This window comes from Planctomicrobium limosum (genome assembly GCF_051465645.1).
Classification (GTDB): Bacteria; Planctomycetota; Planctomycetia; order Planctomycetales; family Planctomycetaceae; genus Planctomicrobium.
Genome location: NZ_CP195790.1, coordinates 1,811,074 through 1,827,289 on the forward strand (window position 1 = coordinate 1,811,074; position 16,216 = coordinate 1,827,289).

Genomic DNA, 16,216 nt, shown 5'->3' on the forward strand with positions numbered 1-16,216 from the left:
AATCTCAACTGGGATACAGAAGTTTGGAATGGGAGTTGCTTTGCCATACCAAAGGCAAATCGAACGAGAACCATCATCGGTCTAGTGGAGGTAAATGGCATGGCTGCAATTTCACAGAAATCCGCTCCAAAGGGATCAAACCAACTGACGAACGAAAGGACCGACATCTACCTTCCAACTCCAGAAGAGATTCAGGAAGCATGTCGGTCCATTCAATCTGAATGGACAGAATCAGAGCGTGCTCGTCGTTCACGCGGCCAAGCCGGTCGACAAAGAACAGTTGCAGTCACTACACGTCGCTACGCGAAAATTCATATCGATCGCTCGCTGTGGGATGGTCGAGCTGCATAGTCAGACTCAGTATCGTCAGACCCCATCGCCAGATTCAGAACGCATTGTCGGTATACGATGAACATCTTCTGATTCGCTCCAGGGCTTGGATTTCAGCAACACATCGATAGAGAAGTGTGCCTCGAAGCAGGTACGTTTTTTTTGCAACTTATATCGTCCGATTTCCATTTGAGACTCTGCGGTTTTGTTTATCTGAAAGCCATTGAAGGCAATCCGAAACAAACTGAAGCAGTAGACCGATTCGGTCGTTTCTGTTTTCAAACCGAATTAAACTCACTGAGAGACCGAGGATCGGTTCCAGTGAGTCTGTCTCTTTCCAGTCTCACCTAAGCTGGCAGCCATTTGCCGTACGCATTCCTCGACTGCGTTATCCAGTTGCATTTCTCACAGCACTGGTTTCTTTGCGTTCAATTTGCAAAGTCCGTTCTCTCAAAGCTCATTCGGTGATTACGTTCAGCGATCACATTCCGTGAGTTCCACTTTCTGTTCATGCCCCGGCTGTAATTCATTCAATAGCGGCCACTGAATGCACCTGCTTTCCCGCTCGTGCCGGGCGTTACTCTTTTGTAATGAAGTGCCGATTCCGTACCGGTCCACTACATTCGACAGGCAATTGCCACCGAAACTCTGGCCAGAATGTCGATTTCTGCGTTTCGAACAGTGCAATTTGGATTTTGATGACTCTGTTAACTCGCCAATTCCACGTCAGATCACATATATGTTCACCAATGATTCTCATGACTGACGGCGTTCGTTGAAGGTCGGGTTCCTCAGCGTCTCCTCAGTTCCATTGATCCAGGATCAAAGAGTCATTGGGAGACGACGGGATGTCGAGCAAATTGCTGAATGTTGTTGTCGTGGGCGTCGGGTCGATCGGGGAGCGGCACTTAAGGTGTTTTCTGGCGACCAATCGGGTACGTGCTCGATTTGTAGAAGTGAATCCTGAGCTCTCGAAAACCATCTCGGAGCGCTACCCACAGGCGAAGGCATATGCCTCACTGCAGGAAGCACTCGACGATCCCTGTGATGCTGCAATTATTGCAACCCCCGCACCGATGCACGTCTCACAAGCATTGGAATGTGTCCAGCGCGGTGTGCACGTCCTGATCGAGAAGCCTTTGAGCGTCGAACTCGATGGAATCGACGATCTTCAACAGGCGGTCGAGAAGTCTGGACGTGTGGCAGCGGTCGCCTATGTTTATCGCGCCCACCCAATCCTGACCGAATTCCGCAACGAACTTCTCTCTGGACGCATCGGAAAGCCAGTCCAGTTTATCGCCACCTGTGGGCAGAACTTTCCAACATACCGGCCAGCATACGCCCAGACATATTATGCGAGACACGAGTCCGGAGGGGGGGCGGTCCAGGATGCGCTCACCCACATTTTGAATGCCGGTGAATGGCTCCTCGGGCCAATCGATCGAGTGGTCGGCGACATCGACCACACTTTGCTCCCCGATGTGACTGTAGAAGACACCGCTCATGTCCTCGCCCGCCATCAGGGAGTGATGGCAAGTTACACGCTGAACCAGCATCAGGCTCCCAACGAGATTGTCCTCACCGTCGTTGGTGAAAAAGGAACAATGCGATACGAGAACCATCTCTGCCGCTGGCAAGTGATGGAGAAGCCTGACACACCGTGGATCAACTCCGTCCCCGGCACGCTGGAACGCGACACATTGTTCACTCGGCAAGCCAACGCATTTCTTGATGCGGTCGAGGGGAAGGCTCCTCCCCTTTGCTCTCTGCAGGACGGAATCGGAACATTACTGGTGAACCGAGCCATTCTTGAAAGCGCAAGAACACACACCTGGCAAGAAATCCCCCGATCGTGACGTCACCACGCGGATCAGACGGAACGACGAATCATCCCAGCAGGAACTTTGACCTGCTCGTATGACGTTCTTCCACCTGACTATTCGGCTAACTGCGACACCTGTTATTTGCTCCAGAACATCACGGTCATCAAAGTTGGATTTCGAGTTCATGGCAGAGCGGACGATCACACAACTCTTCAGTTTACATGGCAAGACCGTTCTTCTCACCGGTGCAACAGGTCATCTCGGGTCAGCCATGGCTCGAGGATTCGCAGAAGCTGGGGCCAGAGTCGTTGTCAGCAGTCGCGACCCACAGAAGGCACTCGATCTCGTGACCTCGCTCCCAGCATTGTCGGCTACGCCTCATCTTGGAGTCCAACTGGACCACATGAGTGAGGAATCCATCTCGGAAGGATTTCGTCAGGCGATTCAACAGGCGGGAACAATCGACATCCTTGTGAACAATGGACATGAGGTAACCGCCAATGACTGGTCGGCGATCTCTGCTCCACAGTTCTCCAGACAGCTGGAAAATCTTACAGGGTACTTTCTACTCGCACGACATTTTCATGATCACCTCAGCGAGAGAAAGGCCCCGGGAAGCCTGATCTTCATCGGCTCGATGTATGGAGTCGTTGGTTCCTATCCTGATGTCTACGCTGGGATTGGACCTGCGAATTCGGTCGCTTACCAAGCCCTCAAAGGGGGCGTTATTCAAATGACGAGGCACCTTGCTGTCTATTGGGCCGAGAAAGGGATCAGAGTTAATTGCCTCAGTCCCGGTGCGTTCCCGTCCGCAAACGCTCCACAAGAGCTTGTCAGCAGACTGGTGCAGAAATGCCCGGCAGGAAGAATAGGCTCGCCAGAGGAATTGAAAGGGGCGGTTGTCTTTCTGGCCAGCGATGCATCAAGTTACATGACAGGACAAAACCTGATCATCGATGGAGGCTGGACCGCCTGGTAATCTCTCCGGACTACAGAAACAGCATCTGGAACGAAATCCGACCGAATCCCGCCTGACTAAACATATCCACACAACAACGCGGATCTTCAATTCGACTGACCAGTCGGAAGCCGCAAACTGACATTGACCGTGCAGGTCACGTTTCGCCAAAGCATTCAATTTGAACGACCTGCCGCAAGGAGATCTGTAATGGAAAAGCACAACAAGTTGACTGGAGTTTTACCGGTATTTCAAACTCCTTATCTCGACGATGACTCTATCGACGTCACGACCCTTGAGAAGGAAATCAGCTGGCTCTTTGAACAAGGTTCCGATGGAATCGTCTTGGCGATGGTGTCGGAGGTCTTGCGTCTCGATCAAGCTGAACGGCAGCAGCTCGCTGAACTTGCCTGCCGTTTCGCCGAAGGTCGTGGTTCAGTCACGATCAGTGTCGGGGCAGAGAGCACATCAACCGCAGTCAAATATTCGAAGCACGCCGAAGCGGTGGGGGCAACCGCACTGATGGCGATTCCTCCTGTGTCGATTGCTCCTTTGGAAGATGAACTGCTGCGGTACTACGAACAGATTATTGCCGCAACATCTCTACCGGTCGTCGTCCAAGATGCCAGCGGATACGTTGGCCGCCCGATGTCGATTGCCTTTCAGGCGAGACTCATGAACGAGTTTGGAGCTGAGAAAGTTCTCTTCAAACCTGAAGCGACTCCAATCGGCCCACGACTCTCCCAGCTTCGAGACGCCACAAACCGACAGGGACAGATTTTTGAAGGGACAGGCGGAATCGCACTGGTCGACAGTTTCCGACGCGGCATCGTCGGAACAATGCCCGGTGCCGATTTGATTCGTGGGATCGTTGCCTTATGGAACGCTTTGAATGCAGGTGATGACAAGCGAACCTACCAGTTATCGCTGCCGATTTCTGCGATCGTCGCGTTGCAGCATTCACTCGATGCGTTTCTGGCCATCGAGAAATATCTCCTCGTGAAGCAGGGAATCTTCCGCAACACCCGAGTCCGTGGGCCAGTCGGCTACACACTCGATCGCGAGACTGCCAACGAGGTTGACCGACTGTTCGATCTACTCACAAATGTCATCGACTCATAGATCACCTGCTCGATCCCAGAACCTCGCAGTTGTGATTCCTGGTGATGAAATCCAGCAGCGAAACTCCTGACATTCCACCATCCATTCGAGACAGGCTTTAGTCATGATCATTGACGTTCACAGCCATTGCTGGGAATACCCTCTGCACTTTGGGGATGATTTCGTTGCTCAGGCGAAACGTGCCCGAGCAGGTCAGGAAGTCGATCTGACAGTTCACTACGAGAAGTATCGAGCGACCTGCCCACCAGACACGAAGACTCTCGTGTTTGGTGGTAAAGCGAAGCTCAGCGGCATCTGGGTGGACGATGCCTATGTTTCGACTTATGTCAAAAAGCATCCGGAGACGCTCATCGGATTCATGAGCATCGACCCGACACAGCCAGGCTGGCGAACGGAGCTTGAACAAGGACATCAGGAGTTTGGCCTGCGAGGGATCAAACTGATGCCGATGTACGCCGGATTCCGGCCTGACGATTCGTCACTCGATCCGCTTTGGACTTATGCGTCGAAGCATAACCTGCCTGTCCTTTTGCATACGGGAACGACTTTCATCTCGCAGGCTCCGCTGGAATGCACGTTACCGAGACACCTTGATCCTGTCGCCACTCGCTTTCCCGATGTGCGTATGATTCTGGCCCATCTCGGTCACCCTTATGAAGGGGAATGTGTCGCGGTGATCCGCAAGCACCCCAACCTCTACGCCGACATCTCCGCCCTGTTCTACCGCCCGTTCCAGCTCTATCAGTCCCTGATGCTTGTGCAGGAATACGGAGTCTGGAACAAAGTGCTGTTCGGAACGGACTACCCATTCACGACGGTCAACGAGACCATGGATGGAGTTCGCAATCTGAATTCCATGCTGACAGGCACACACTTGCCTCGTCTGAATGAAGCACAAATCGAGGCGATGATCTATCGTGAATCACTTCCCCTCTTAGGACTGGAATCCGTCTAATGAGCCATACACAAACAAGCGATCCAGATATGAATCCGGCCTCACCTGCGAAAGTGGTCGGAGTGGCCGGGTTGGGACTTCTCGGGCGAGGAATTGCCACCTGTCTGTTAGCGCACGGGTTTCAAGTCATTGCGTATGACGTTCAGGAGACGACTCACGCACAGGCAAGGAAGCACATCGCAGAAGCCCTGGGGCAGCTCGTCGAACGAGGGCATTTCCCGAAGGAAGTTCTCACATCGTGGGAATCCCGGTATCGTCTCGCGGCTTCACTGAGCGAGTTTTCTGCATGCGATTTTGTCATTGAAAGTGTGATCGAAAATCTGGACGTCAAAGAATCGGTTTTCGATCAACTTGAAGCGGCGATCGGCCCAACGGTTCCGCTTGCCAGCAATACGTCTGCTCTGCCGATTTCCGTGTTACAGGAAAGACGCAAGCACCCTGAGCGCATGATCGGCATGCACTTTGGCGAACCGTGTCATCTGACAAATTTTCTGGAGGTAATCCGTGGGAACCAGACGGATGATGCCACCACAGAAGCGACGATTCAGCTCGGTAATATGATCGGGAAAGATCCTTCACTTGTTCAGAAAGATGTCCCCGGCTTCATTGTAAACCGACTCGGTTACGCACTCTACCGGGAAGCCTTCTGGATGCTGGAACAAGGGGTCGCCGACGTCGCAACAATCGACCGCGCATTCAGCAATGCAATTTCGATTTGGGCGAACATTGCCGGTCCATTTCGCTGGATGGACCTGACTGGAATTCCTGCATATGCAGCAGTCATGGAGCGATTGTTCCCGGATTTAAGTCAAGCAACTGAAGTTCCTGTCCGAATGAAGGAACTTGTAGAATCCGGAGCACAGGGAATCGCCAACGGCAGGGGATTCTACAACTACACTCCGGAAGAAGCGGCCCACTGGGAATGCCTCTGGAAAGAGAACGTCTGGCGTGTGAACGAACTGCGACGGGACCTGGAAGTCTCATAGCCCCATTCGCTGCACGTCAGGCAGAGTAATCATGCAACCGCAAACCAACGATTCACAGTAATCAACCCCGTCTCGAATCCTGCCAGCAGATTTTCGGTCCAGTTTATATTCGCGGACTCTTGCAGGATTGAGGCAAATTCATGTATTTCAGATTCGCGCGAGTCATATTCGGATTTCAAGCAGAGACATAAACATGAAACCCATCATTGATGTGCACCTGGACCTGGCCTGGAGCAGTTTGTTCTGGAACCGCGACCTGACTCTGACACTTGAGCAGTGTCGTGAATCAGAACGCGGAATGACCGATCACCGCGCTCGCGGGCGATGCACCGTGACCCTGCCTGAGATGCGGAACGGAAATATCCGCCTCTGCCTGGGGACCGTGCTTGTTCGATCCAAGCCGGAAGTGAATCCGCCGGAAGGAGCGACCCGCCGCGATCTCGACTTCCGCAACCAGACCATCGCCTCTGCGGTTGGACACGCCCATGTTCAGTACTATCGCGAACTGGAGCAACTCGGTGAGATCCGCATGATCCGCTCCCAAGCGGACCTTGAGAGCCATTGGAATTCCCCAGACGATCGCCGCATCGGGCTGATTCTGGCCATGGAAGGAGCCGACCCGATCACCTCTCCTGATCAGGCCCAGCACTGGTGGGACATGGGTTTGCGAAGCGTCGGGCTGACGCACTACGGCCAAGGTCCGTACGGAATGGGAACCGGATTCGAAGGTCCGCTAACCGCCAAAGGGTTTGAACTTCTGAAAGAATTCGAACGCCTGGGCATGATCATCGACCTGACGCATTGCGCCGAACCGGGGTTCTTCCAGATCCTTGACGCATTCAACGGACGGGTATTCGCCAGCCACAATATGGTTCGAGCCTTAACACCGGGTGACCGCCAGTTCTCTGAAGAACAGGTCAAACGCCTCATTGAGCGGGACGCCGTCATTGGGATGGCACTCGATGCGTGGATGCTCTACCCAGGCTGGAAGATTCACGAAACAGATCCAAGCGTTGTCGGGCTCGACGCTGTTGCGAACCACATTGATTACATCTGCCAACTGGCAGGTAACGTTCGCAACGTCGGGATCGGAAGCGATCTCGATGGAGGCTTCGGAACCGAACAGACCCCGCGCGATCTCGACTCCATTGCCGACCTGCAGAAACTCGATGAGATCCTGTCAGGTCGCGGTTACTCGCAGGCAGATATCGAAGCCATTTTCTATGGCAACTATCTGCAATTCTTCTCCCAGGCATTACCACGGAACTAATTCATGACTCTCGGAACGCGCGACGCAAAGCTGCAGGAACTCGGTTTTCCACTGGATCGAACAACCCCGGAAGGAACACTGGTCGACGGGTTATCGATTGTCAATGACATTGTTTACGCGAGTGGACAGGTCACTTTTGATGGCGACACGCTGACAAGCGTTGGCAAAGTTCCAAGTCAGGTTTCAGAAGAAGATGCTGTCAAAGCAGCCGCACTGTGCACTGCGAATATCCTCCGATGTGTCCGCAAGCACCTGGGATCACTCGACGCGATCGAACGCGTTGTGCGAATCACCGGATATGTGAACACGGACACGGATTATACGCGGCAGCACATTGTGATTAACGGAGCATCTCAGCTCGTTCGAGATGTCTTCGGTGAGCAAGGGCGACATGCGAGAACGGCATACGGAGTCGCTCAACTTCCATTGGGCTCGTCCGTTGAAGTTGAAATGATTCTTCAACTGAAAGCAGCTCGTTAAGCGTCTTCTACGACGATTGACGCCATTTGCGTTTCAGTCAGATTGATATTCAGAAAAGCGGCGGCGTGAATCAGTTTCACACCGCCGCTTTTCAATTGATCGAAGACGCCTGCGAGAGGCCGTGTCGCGTCAGTTTCTCATTCGGCACAAGAGCTTAAAGAGAGACAAACACTCCTATCGAGAAATCTTACACAAAGAGCGTCCTTCACTGAGCCCCAGCGGAATCGTACGAACGACACTGGAGTCAATTGCCATCCGCTTCTCGCGCATCTGCTCAAGAAGTTCAATCGCCTGATTGCCCATCAATTGCTCGTCGATCGTCACTGAGGTCAAACGACTGACCAGCGCCCCCTGCCGACGCATTCCCCCAAAGCCCAGAATCGAGATCTCTTCCGGAACCTTCACGCCCATTCGGCTCAACAACACATAGATCAGTTCTGCCAGCGGATCGTAAGTTGCAAAAATCGCAGTGACTCGTTGTTCCGCATTCAGCAAGAGTTCCAACTGAGCCTGAATGAGCTCTTCCTGCGCATTCACATCCGTTGTGCGTCCCTTGCCGAAATAGGTGTGAAAGTTTTGGCGGGTTCCGAATCCTCGACGAAAGCCTGCAAGGTAGGCAGCACCAGTCGACGTCTCAGCAGGACAGAAGAACGCCACGGTTTCGTGCCCATAGTCGCGAAGAAGTGCCCCTGCCCGATATCCCACCTCTTCAAAAGGAATCGCCAAAAGCGGTACCTGGACTCCGGCAATGGGGCGTGAGCAGCAAACAACGGGGATCCCGCGTTCATGCAACTGGCGAACATGAAACGCCGGTGACTCTGGTGATGTTGTCGGAACGATCGCAACGCCGGCAACATTGAGATCCATCAACTGCAGAATCGCATTTCCTTGCTTATCTACATCATTGTTCGAATTGCAGATGATCACCTGATTGTGAAGCGAGGCAGCTGCGCTTTCAAAATTCATCTGCAACGAGGAATAGTACCCAACATCAATTTCAGGCAGGATTAGTGCGTATAGGTCCTGCCCTTTCTTCAATCGCTGTCTGGCCTGGTCATGAACGTAAGTTCCTTTGCCGTGAAACCGCCGAACAATCCCTGCCTGTTCAAGACCTGCAAGTGCCTGACGAACTGTGCTGCGCGAGATCCCCAGCATCTCCGATAAGCGAATCTCTGAAGGCAAAGATTCACCTGGATTCAACTGTCCCGACTCAATTTGGGAAACAATAAAGTCCTTCAACTGTGCATGTTTCGTCTGTCCTGATTCCCCTTTGCTGGTGACAGCTCCTCGCAATTGCGGACTAAATTCTGACGACATGAAACTCAACCCAATCCAACGCCGAAAGTTGTACGAACATCACCACCTTACTGAACTCGCGAACTTCAATCAACCGGCGCTCACGCCAAGCTGTCGTGGACTGCGATTCCCAGTGTCATTTCTGATGAAATAGCAAACACAATTCGGTCCGATTGCGTATCCGGAACAACACCCATCAACATCCAGAATTGCTTTCACAGCTGATTTTGTTACGATCCAAATCAAGACATCCGAATGCGAGTTGTCCGCACAAGTTAACGATTCCCAACGTTGTTGTCTGATTCAGGGAGAGTCAAATGCTTGCCCGTCTGCTTACCTTCAGCCTTGTTTTATTGATGCAAGCAGCAGGCTCTGTGCCTCTGCAGGCCGCCGAGAATTCGTCAGCCAATGTGCAGGTGCGAAAGATCTGGGATAAAGGGAACCACAATGCCTTCACAGATCTGATCGTCCACAACGGCAAATGGTTCTGTGTCTTTCGGGAAGGACAGGGGCATGTTTCGCCAGATGGAGCTCTCCGCGTCCTGACTTCAAATGATGGGCAAGACTGGAAATCAGCGGCACTTGTCACGATGAAGGATGTTGACCTTCGTGATGCAAAAATTTCGGTGACGCCAGAAGGGAATCTGATGCTTTGCGGGGCCGGAGCAACCCAGCCGCCAGCCGAGAAGTCACATCAAACCTACATCTGGACATCGAAGGATGGATCTGAGTGGAGTGAACCGACCGCGATTGGAGACAAGAATTTCTGGATCTGGCGGATCGTCTGGAACAAAGGCGATGCTTATGGAATTGGCTACGGAACTACCGCTGAAAACAGAAGTGTCCGTCTCTACAAAAGCACCGATGGAAAGACATTCAAAACGCTTGTCCAGAACATGGGTGTCGGCGGTTACCCCAACGAAACAGCAATTCACTTTCAAGAAGACGGAACTGCATACTGCGTCCTGAGACTCGATAATGGAGCCAAAGATAGCGGAGCCCTTTTGGGAACCTCACAGGCCCCGTATACCGATTGGAAATGGGAAGATCTCGGAGTTCGCATTGGTGGGCCAGAAATTCTCAAACTGACAGATGGCCGGTTCGTCGTTTCGGGACGCTCATACGTTGGCGGAGCAAAAACCAAGGTCTGGTTTTTGGATCCTAAACAGAAGAAGCTGACCGAACTCGTAACTCTTCCATCAGGAGGAGACACCAGCTACCCCGGTCTGGTTCAACAGGGAGACAACCTTTGGGTGAGCTACTACTCCAGCCACGAAGGAAAAACCAACATCTACATGGCGACAATCAAACTGAAGTAGACTGAAGACATCAGAACACCTGACGGTGGTCAATCAACAAAGGCGGAAGGTCACACATCACATGACCATCCGCCTTCTCTTTTTTAAGCGTCGCAAAACTGCCGCGCGAGAATTATTCAAACAGGAACCGCCCACCGGAAGTCTCAGCCACATCGGAACAGGTACTTTAAGATAATCCTGAGCGATTCTTGATCGTCAGCGGTTCTCTTGCATTCGAGATGGCGACGTCATAGGTGATCTCACCTTTTTGATAAAGCTCCAGTAGTGACTGGTCCATCGTCCGCATCTGATACTTCCTACCAGTTTGCAGCTCGCTATAAATAAGATGCGGGTTGTGTTCACGGATATGATTTCGAACTGCCTGCGTGGCAATACAAACTTCCATCGCAATCACACGCCCTTTTCCGTCCGCCCGCGGGAGTAATTTCTGCGAGATAATCGCCTGCAAGCTATTGGCCAGCTGCACGGTGATCGAATTCTGCTGGCCCGCCGGAAACACGCTGTAAATTCGCTGAACCGTTTGAACAGAGTCAGGAGTATGCAGCGTTGCCAGAACAAGGTGACCTGTCTCAGCCGCGATTAAAGCAGTTTCGATTGTCTCCAGGTCCCGCATCTCCCCGATCACGATGACATCAGGATCTTGACGCAAGACGTGGACCAGCGCACGTCGAAAGTCTTGCACATCTGACATCACTTCCTGCTGAATAATAATACTCTTTCGGTTCTCATGGACGAACTCGATGGGATCTTCAATCGTGATGACTTTGGCCCTGCGTTCCATGTTGATCATGTCAATCATGTAATTCAGGGTTGTGGTTTTCCCAACTCCAGTCGGGCCGGTCACAAGAATCAGTCCATTCGACTTTCGCGTGAGTTCCTGCATGATCGGCGGGAGCCCGAGTTCATCGCCGGTTCGCACTCGCGATTCACAAATGCGGATGGAAACTTCAGGGACGCCAGCATGCAGGTAGATGCTGGAACGGAAACGCCCGACACCCTCCATAAACTGGGAAAAGCACAACTGCCATTGATCATCGAGTACCTTGCGTGCCTTCTCCGTCAGCATGCCGTAGATGATCTTCTTCAACGAATCGGCATCCAACGGAGGTCCTTCAATCGGTCGAATCTCCCCATTGATTCGATAGACAGGCGCGAGTCCGCGAACCAAATGCACGTCGCTCGCATAATATGCTCTGGCCCCTTTGAGAATTTTCTCTAAAGTCCAGCCGCGGGTGACGGTGACTTCTTTAGGGGATGCTAAATCAACTTCCATAGCAAATTACCTACTAAGACAGTGTCTCTTCCTGAGCTGTCATCGGACTGAACCGTTGCCCCACAGCACCGAGACCAGCGTCAGTTTGACCAGAGCCGTCTAATGCGATTCCAGAATGGAATCGACCAACTGTTTTTCAACAACAACGCAGCAGCGTCCTGATAGTCCGGCTTCAATTCCAGGCAGGTTAACACCGTGCGATGCGCCTGAGTTTGCATTCCCAAATCCATCTGACATCGAGCCATGACGTACCACGGGTAAGGCGCAGACGAATCCCGATCAACAGCCAATTTCGCTTGAATCAGCGCGTTACTCGGCTGACGATAATGCCCGTAAATCAGACTGTTCTCTAAAGGGACCAACCAATCCTGGCTACATCGATTAGCCTTGTCGAAGCAATTTCTGGCTGTGCTTTGGCGATTGGCAAGCAACAGTTCTCCTCGCACTGCCCAACGATATGCACTCTCCCCCTCCTGGTGCATTGCCATATCAATCGTGGCCTGAGCATCCGCCATCTTTGCCTGCCGACAAAGCGATTGAGACCGCGACGCCAGCAACTCCGGGTTCGAAGGAAAGATCTCCAGAGCCTTCTTACTCCACAGATCCGCTTCAGGAAACTCACCTAACAGAACCAGCATCTGGACCTGTCCTACCCAACAACGAATCTGCGACTTATCTTCTTCCAATGAACGCGAGTAGTACTGTAGAGCAGATTCGTAAGTTCCAATTCGACGACACTGATCGGCTCGCTTCATCCACGTTTCAGCATCGAAAGTCGGCCGTGAAAGAGCCTGACTTTTTTCGAACTCATCAGGTTGTTCGAACTCCAACTTATTAAAACGAGCCATGTTATTCCGTCTCTCCGTCCTGTTGATTCTAAAGTCTTTTCAGATCAAAGTGATTCCCAACTGAAAAGCGATTTTCGCCTCAGGAACAGGACGCCATCAACATTCGAGTTGCTAACAATTGCGATCTGATTCAACGGATCTACGAGATAAGCATTGGGAACCATCCCTGGGAGAATTAACCAATGTCCCGGAGGAACTGTACCGGCCACTTTGAGGTCTGTAGGAATCTCACCGCTCGCAGGACGAAGCGTCGATTCAACGCCGTCAACGATGAGTTTCCCATTGCTGATCGAATAGCTCTGTCCCTCGTGTGCAAGAAGCCGATCGAACGAATTCGCTCCAAACTGGTAATTCACCGCACCACCCTGTCGCCTTGCAACCGCACGACGAACAGGAAATTGATAATAAACGATCTTTCCCACCTTCGGAGCGAACCACTGACTCATGAAAGCGACATCTCCACGTTTAAAATCGCCGATCGTTTGAACGAGGGTAATCGGATTAACAACTCTCTGAATGGCCCACCAACCAACAACATAAAGCAGCGAAAAAACCCCATACACAACAAAAGCATGACAAAATCGATTCCGCCACCCAACGACATCTGACATCAACAAGTGCATTACCGTCACGACATGCAATGCTAAGGCGGTCCCCATAACTAAAGCACCCAGTGGTGTCCCGACAAACAAAGCAAACATCAGTGCCAATACAACATAAACCCCAAGGATAAACTTTCCGATATTTTTATAGCCGCAATAAATATGCAGCCACCCTGGCAACACCGTCCTCAACAGCACGCCGATGGCTGGCAAATCGACCGGCACATTGAGACTAAACTTTGATCCACGAATCTCTGAAATCCGATATAGCCCCTCCCTGAAGGTCGGAAAAGCACGCCGCACCTGCTTACGTCCAAATGATGCACGTGGTGGATGAACGTCGACTTTGATCGCGGATGATTCGAGTATCGAACGACATCTTACACAGGTCGGCTGCCCTGGAATATTTTCAAAGTGACAGCTTGGACACTGCATGAGAAGTCTACCCTGACCTACTGATATCGATCATGAAGATTCTGGTGTTGAGTCACGTCGTGCTCAGATTCATAGAATTCGGTGGTCATCTCTCGATGTTCTTCCGTTCCAATTCCTTGGATGAGCGCCTGAGCCACATCCAGACACTCCTTGCCTTTAATGCCGATGGTACGAACGGTTACTTTTCCATCCGGGGCGATCTCGATTTCAAGTTCTCGTTGCGACATCCTATTCCCTTTGCTAAATACGCATCTCATTAATGCCTGGATCAAACATTTCTAACCCGAATTCGAACTGTTCGATCTGTATCAACTTCTTCATGTACGACCGTCATGTTCTGGTTCTTCATTTCGGTCATAATGCGGTGATAGGCATATTGCTGCGTCACGACCCCAATAAGATCTTCACCGATTTGCTTAAGTTGAGACTTCGAAAGTCCTTCCCCTTCGACACAGACTTTCAACGCCCCTTGTCGATCGCGACTGAAACGCACCGTCACTCCGTCTTTTTGGACAACGATTTCCTGCCCAGGGATCACACCTGTTGCGAGGATCTCGCTGTTCTCAACTTCAATTTCGGCACGATTTCCAGTCTGACGGTTGCTCGACTCAGTTGAGATTTCCGTACTGCTCGCGACTACAAACCCTAACGCTCCTACGCCAGCGACAACTGCAGCGGAGATTGCTGACCAATTCGCAATGACAATCGGTGCCACAACCAAAACAGTGCTCATCTCGTCTCCTCAAGCTAAATCTGTCCCACTTCAGGGGGCTCAACTCCATCCCACGACACCGTTATTGTTCAGAGAACACGACTTGCTGTCTGTTCACTCTAGTTCAAGCTTGCGTCGGACATCAGTTCGGACAGACAGTTCCGAACCAGTTGCAGGTCGGGCTCTCCCTGCGGCCCAGGTTCGCAATCTGTTCAGTTCTTCGTTCATCGTTTTGGAAAGAGGCACCGTCTGAGAGATGCTCTCTCGAACGATTTCAGTGCTCAGCTCCATCTTCTGACTGAATGCATCGAACAACCCGGAAACGATGGATTCCTCGATCTCTGCCCCACTGAATCCGTCACTTGCCGCTGCGAGCTGATCGAGATTGAACTTGGCGGGATCACGCCCCCGACGCGCGAGATGAATACGGAAGACATCGCGGCGTTCTTCCTGATTGGGAAGATCCACGAAGAAGATTTCGTCGAGTCGTCCCTTTCTAAGCAACTCAGGAGGGAGATGACTAATGTCGTTCGCTGTCGCAATCACGAACACCGGAACGGTCTTCTCTGAGAGCCAAGTCAGCAAAGTTCCGAAGACACGAGACGAGGTTCCTCCATCGCTGCCGCCTGAACTGCTTGAACCTGCCAGTGCTTTATCGATTTCGTCAATCCACAGAATCACTGGGGCAACGCTCTCCGCCGTTTGAATCGCCCGCCGCACGTTCTCTTCACTCGATCCGACCAGACTGCTGAACATGCGTCCGACATCAAACCGAAGAAGCGGTAGTCGCCATAGACTGGAAACCGACTTTGCGATAAGGCTCTTTCCGCAACCTTGAACTCCCAACAGCAAAACACCACGTGGGGCAGGCAATCCAAAGCGAGCAGCCTGATCCGAGAACGCGATCGTTCGCTTTCGAAACCACTCTTTCAGGTTGTTCAATCCGGCGACATGACCAAGGCGATCTTCGGTCTCATAGTATTCCAGCAGCCCGCTTTTCCTGATGATCTGTTGCTTTTCACTGAAGATCATGTCGATGTCGTCGCCGCACAATCTGCCGTCGATCACAATCGTCTTCGCGAAGACATTCTCAGCTTCACGGAGAGTCAGACCGCGCGCCGCGTGCAGTAATCGCTCGCGATCCGCCTGATCGATTGCGATTTCGATCGTGCTGTTCTCTTTCACATCCTCAATGATGCGATCAAGCAAGGTGTTGAAGTCGCGTGTCGTTGGCAGTGAGAAATCAACGACCGTCACATCTTTTTGCAACTCTGGTGCGATCTCAATCGTTGGGGCAACGATCACAATTGTTTTGTAAGTATCACGGAGATGAATCGACGCATCGCGCAGGCGACGAATGACTGAGATATTGCAGCGACCTGGTGCCGTAAAAGGATGAAAGTCTTTCAGTAGAAAGATGGCGGGATCGACTTGTTCAATGATGGCATCCAAGGCGCCCACCGGGTCTGTGGTTCGCCCAGCGGACTTCCCTCGTTGTGGTTCCGCTCCGGCTTTTACAATCCCTTGTGTCACGCTCCAGACAAAGAGACGTTTGTTACGTTTTTCTGCAATGTCCTGTAATAACTTTTCAACTCGTTCTTCTTCCCAAGTTGATATGTAGATCACCGGGTAGCGTGCACGAATCAGGACATCGATTTCCTGCTCAGTGCTCAGCTTCAGCCTTGTTGTTTGCTTGCTTGCCGCCTTCTTTACAGGCAGAGCTGGCTTTGCTGTTTCGGCGATACTTTTGATTTCTTCACTCATTATGAAATCTCTGAAACGGAGAATTGTTATCAGCAAAGACCAT

Annotated in this window: 16 protein-coding genes; 9 read left to right on the forward strand and 7 right to left on the reverse strand. The window is 51.8% G+C overall.

The genetic code is table 11. The features are described 5' to 3' along the window. Positions 1-99 precede the first annotated feature (99 nt). The 8 genes from SH527x_RS06770 (at position 100) to SH527x_RS06805 (ending at position 7,924) form a co-directional block, all read left to right on the forward strand. Positions 100-351, forward strand: coding sequence for a hypothetical protein (locus tag SH527x_RS06770; RefSeq protein ID WP_437193893.1), 252 nt, complete (start codon positions 100-102; stop codon positions 349-351). Between the two features lie 827 nt (positions 352-1,178). After that, a complete protein-coding gene (locus tag SH527x_RS06775; protein ID WP_437193894.1) occupies positions 1,179-2,186 on the forward strand; it encodes a Gfo/Idh/MocA family protein in 1,008 nt (335 codons plus the stop codon). A gap of 151 nt (positions 2,187-2,337) precedes the next feature. Further along, complete coding sequence (locus SH527x_RS06780) at positions 2,338-3,132, forward strand: SDR family oxidoreductase (RefSeq protein WP_437193895.1); 795 nt, start codon at positions 2,338-2,340, stop codon at positions 3,130-3,132. Positions 3,133-3,321: 189 nt separating this feature from the next. After that, positions 3,322-4,233, forward strand: a complete 912-nt coding sequence (locus SH527x_RS06785; RefSeq protein ID WP_437193896.1) for a dihydrodipicolinate synthase family protein — start codon at positions 3,322-3,324, stop codon at positions 4,231-4,233. A gap of 103 nt (positions 4,234-4,336) precedes the next feature. Continuing rightward, the gene (locus SH527x_RS06790; RefSeq protein WP_437193897.1) at positions 4,337-5,188 is read left to right on the forward strand and encodes an amidohydrolase family protein; all 852 of its coding nucleotides are present in this window, start codon (positions 4,337-4,339) and stop codon (positions 5,186-5,188) included. Beyond that, positions 5,188-6,174 carry a 3-hydroxyacyl-CoA dehydrogenase family protein gene (locus tag SH527x_RS06795; protein ID WP_437193898.1) on the forward strand — a complete coding sequence of 329 codons (987 nt, stop codon included), beginning with the start codon at positions 5,188-5,190 and terminating at the stop codon, positions 6,172-6,174. The genes SH527x_RS06790 and SH527x_RS06795 overlap by 1 nt, the downstream gene beginning before the upstream one ends. A gap of 193 nt (positions 6,175-6,367) precedes the next feature. After that, positions 6,368-7,444, forward strand: a complete 1,077-nt coding sequence (locus tag SH527x_RS06800; protein WP_437193899.1) for a dipeptidase — start codon at positions 6,368-6,370, stop codon at positions 7,442-7,444. 3 nt (positions 7,445-7,447) lie between these two features. Continuing rightward, the gene (locus SH527x_RS06805; RefSeq protein WP_437193900.1) at positions 7,448-7,924 is read left to right on the forward strand and encodes a RidA family protein; all 477 of its coding nucleotides are present in this window, start codon (positions 7,448-7,450) and stop codon (positions 7,922-7,924) included. 174 nt (positions 7,925-8,098) lie between these two features. Here the strand turns inward: SH527x_RS06805 and SH527x_RS06810 are convergent, their stop codons facing one another. Then, positions 8,099-9,241, reverse strand: coding sequence for a substrate-binding domain-containing protein (locus SH527x_RS06810; protein WP_437193901.1), 1,143 nt, complete (start codon positions 9,239-9,241; stop codon positions 8,099-8,101). Positions 9,242-9,537: 296 nt separating this feature from the next. Between SH527x_RS06810 and SH527x_RS06815 the strand changes: the two genes are divergently transcribed. Then, positions 9,538-10,539, forward strand: a complete 1,002-nt coding sequence (locus SH527x_RS06815; protein WP_437193902.1) for an exo-alpha-sialidase — start codon at positions 9,538-9,540, stop codon at positions 10,537-10,539. A 166-nt stretch (positions 10,540-10,705) separates the two neighbouring features. On the opposite strand, the gene SH527x_RS06820 is transcribed toward SH527x_RS06815, so the two are convergent. The 6 genes from SH527x_RS06820 to SH527x_RS06845 all read right to left on the reverse strand — a co-directional run bounded on the left by SH527x_RS06820 (position 10,706) and on the right by SH527x_RS06845 (position 16,173). Beyond that, entirely contained in the window at positions 10,706-11,812 is a 1,107-nt protein-coding gene (locus SH527x_RS06820) for a type IV pilus twitching motility protein PilT (protein WP_437193903.1), read from the reverse strand. Between the two features lie 80 nt (positions 11,813-11,892). Further along, positions 11,893-12,660 (reverse strand): tetratricopeptide repeat protein, encoded by a 768-nt coding sequence (locus SH527x_RS06825; protein WP_437193904.1) that lies wholly within the window; start codon positions 12,658-12,660, stop codon positions 11,893-11,895. Between the two features lie 44 nt (positions 12,661-12,704). Then, positions 12,705-13,565 (reverse strand): hypothetical protein, encoded by an 861-nt coding sequence (locus tag SH527x_RS06830; RefSeq protein ID WP_437193905.1) that lies wholly within the window; start codon positions 13,563-13,565, stop codon positions 12,705-12,707. Between the two features lie 149 nt (positions 13,566-13,714). Continuing rightward, a complete protein-coding gene (locus SH527x_RS06835) occupies positions 13,715-13,924 on the reverse strand; it encodes a DUF2997 domain-containing protein (RefSeq protein ID WP_437193906.1) in 210 nt (69 codons plus the stop codon). Positions 13,925-13,965: 41 nt separating this feature from the next. Beyond that, on the reverse strand, positions 13,966-14,430 hold the full coding sequence (locus SH527x_RS06840; RefSeq protein ID WP_437193907.1) for a DUF1257 domain-containing protein: 465 nt from the start codon (positions 14,428-14,430) through the stop codon (positions 13,966-13,968). Positions 14,431-14,523: 93 nt separating this feature from the next. Continuing rightward, positions 14,524-16,173: an AAA family ATPase gene (locus SH527x_RS06845; protein WP_437193908.1), complete on the reverse strand. Its 1,650-nt coding sequence runs from the start codon at positions 16,171-16,173 to the stop codon at positions 14,524-14,526. Positions 16,174-16,216: the final 43 nt, after the last annotated feature.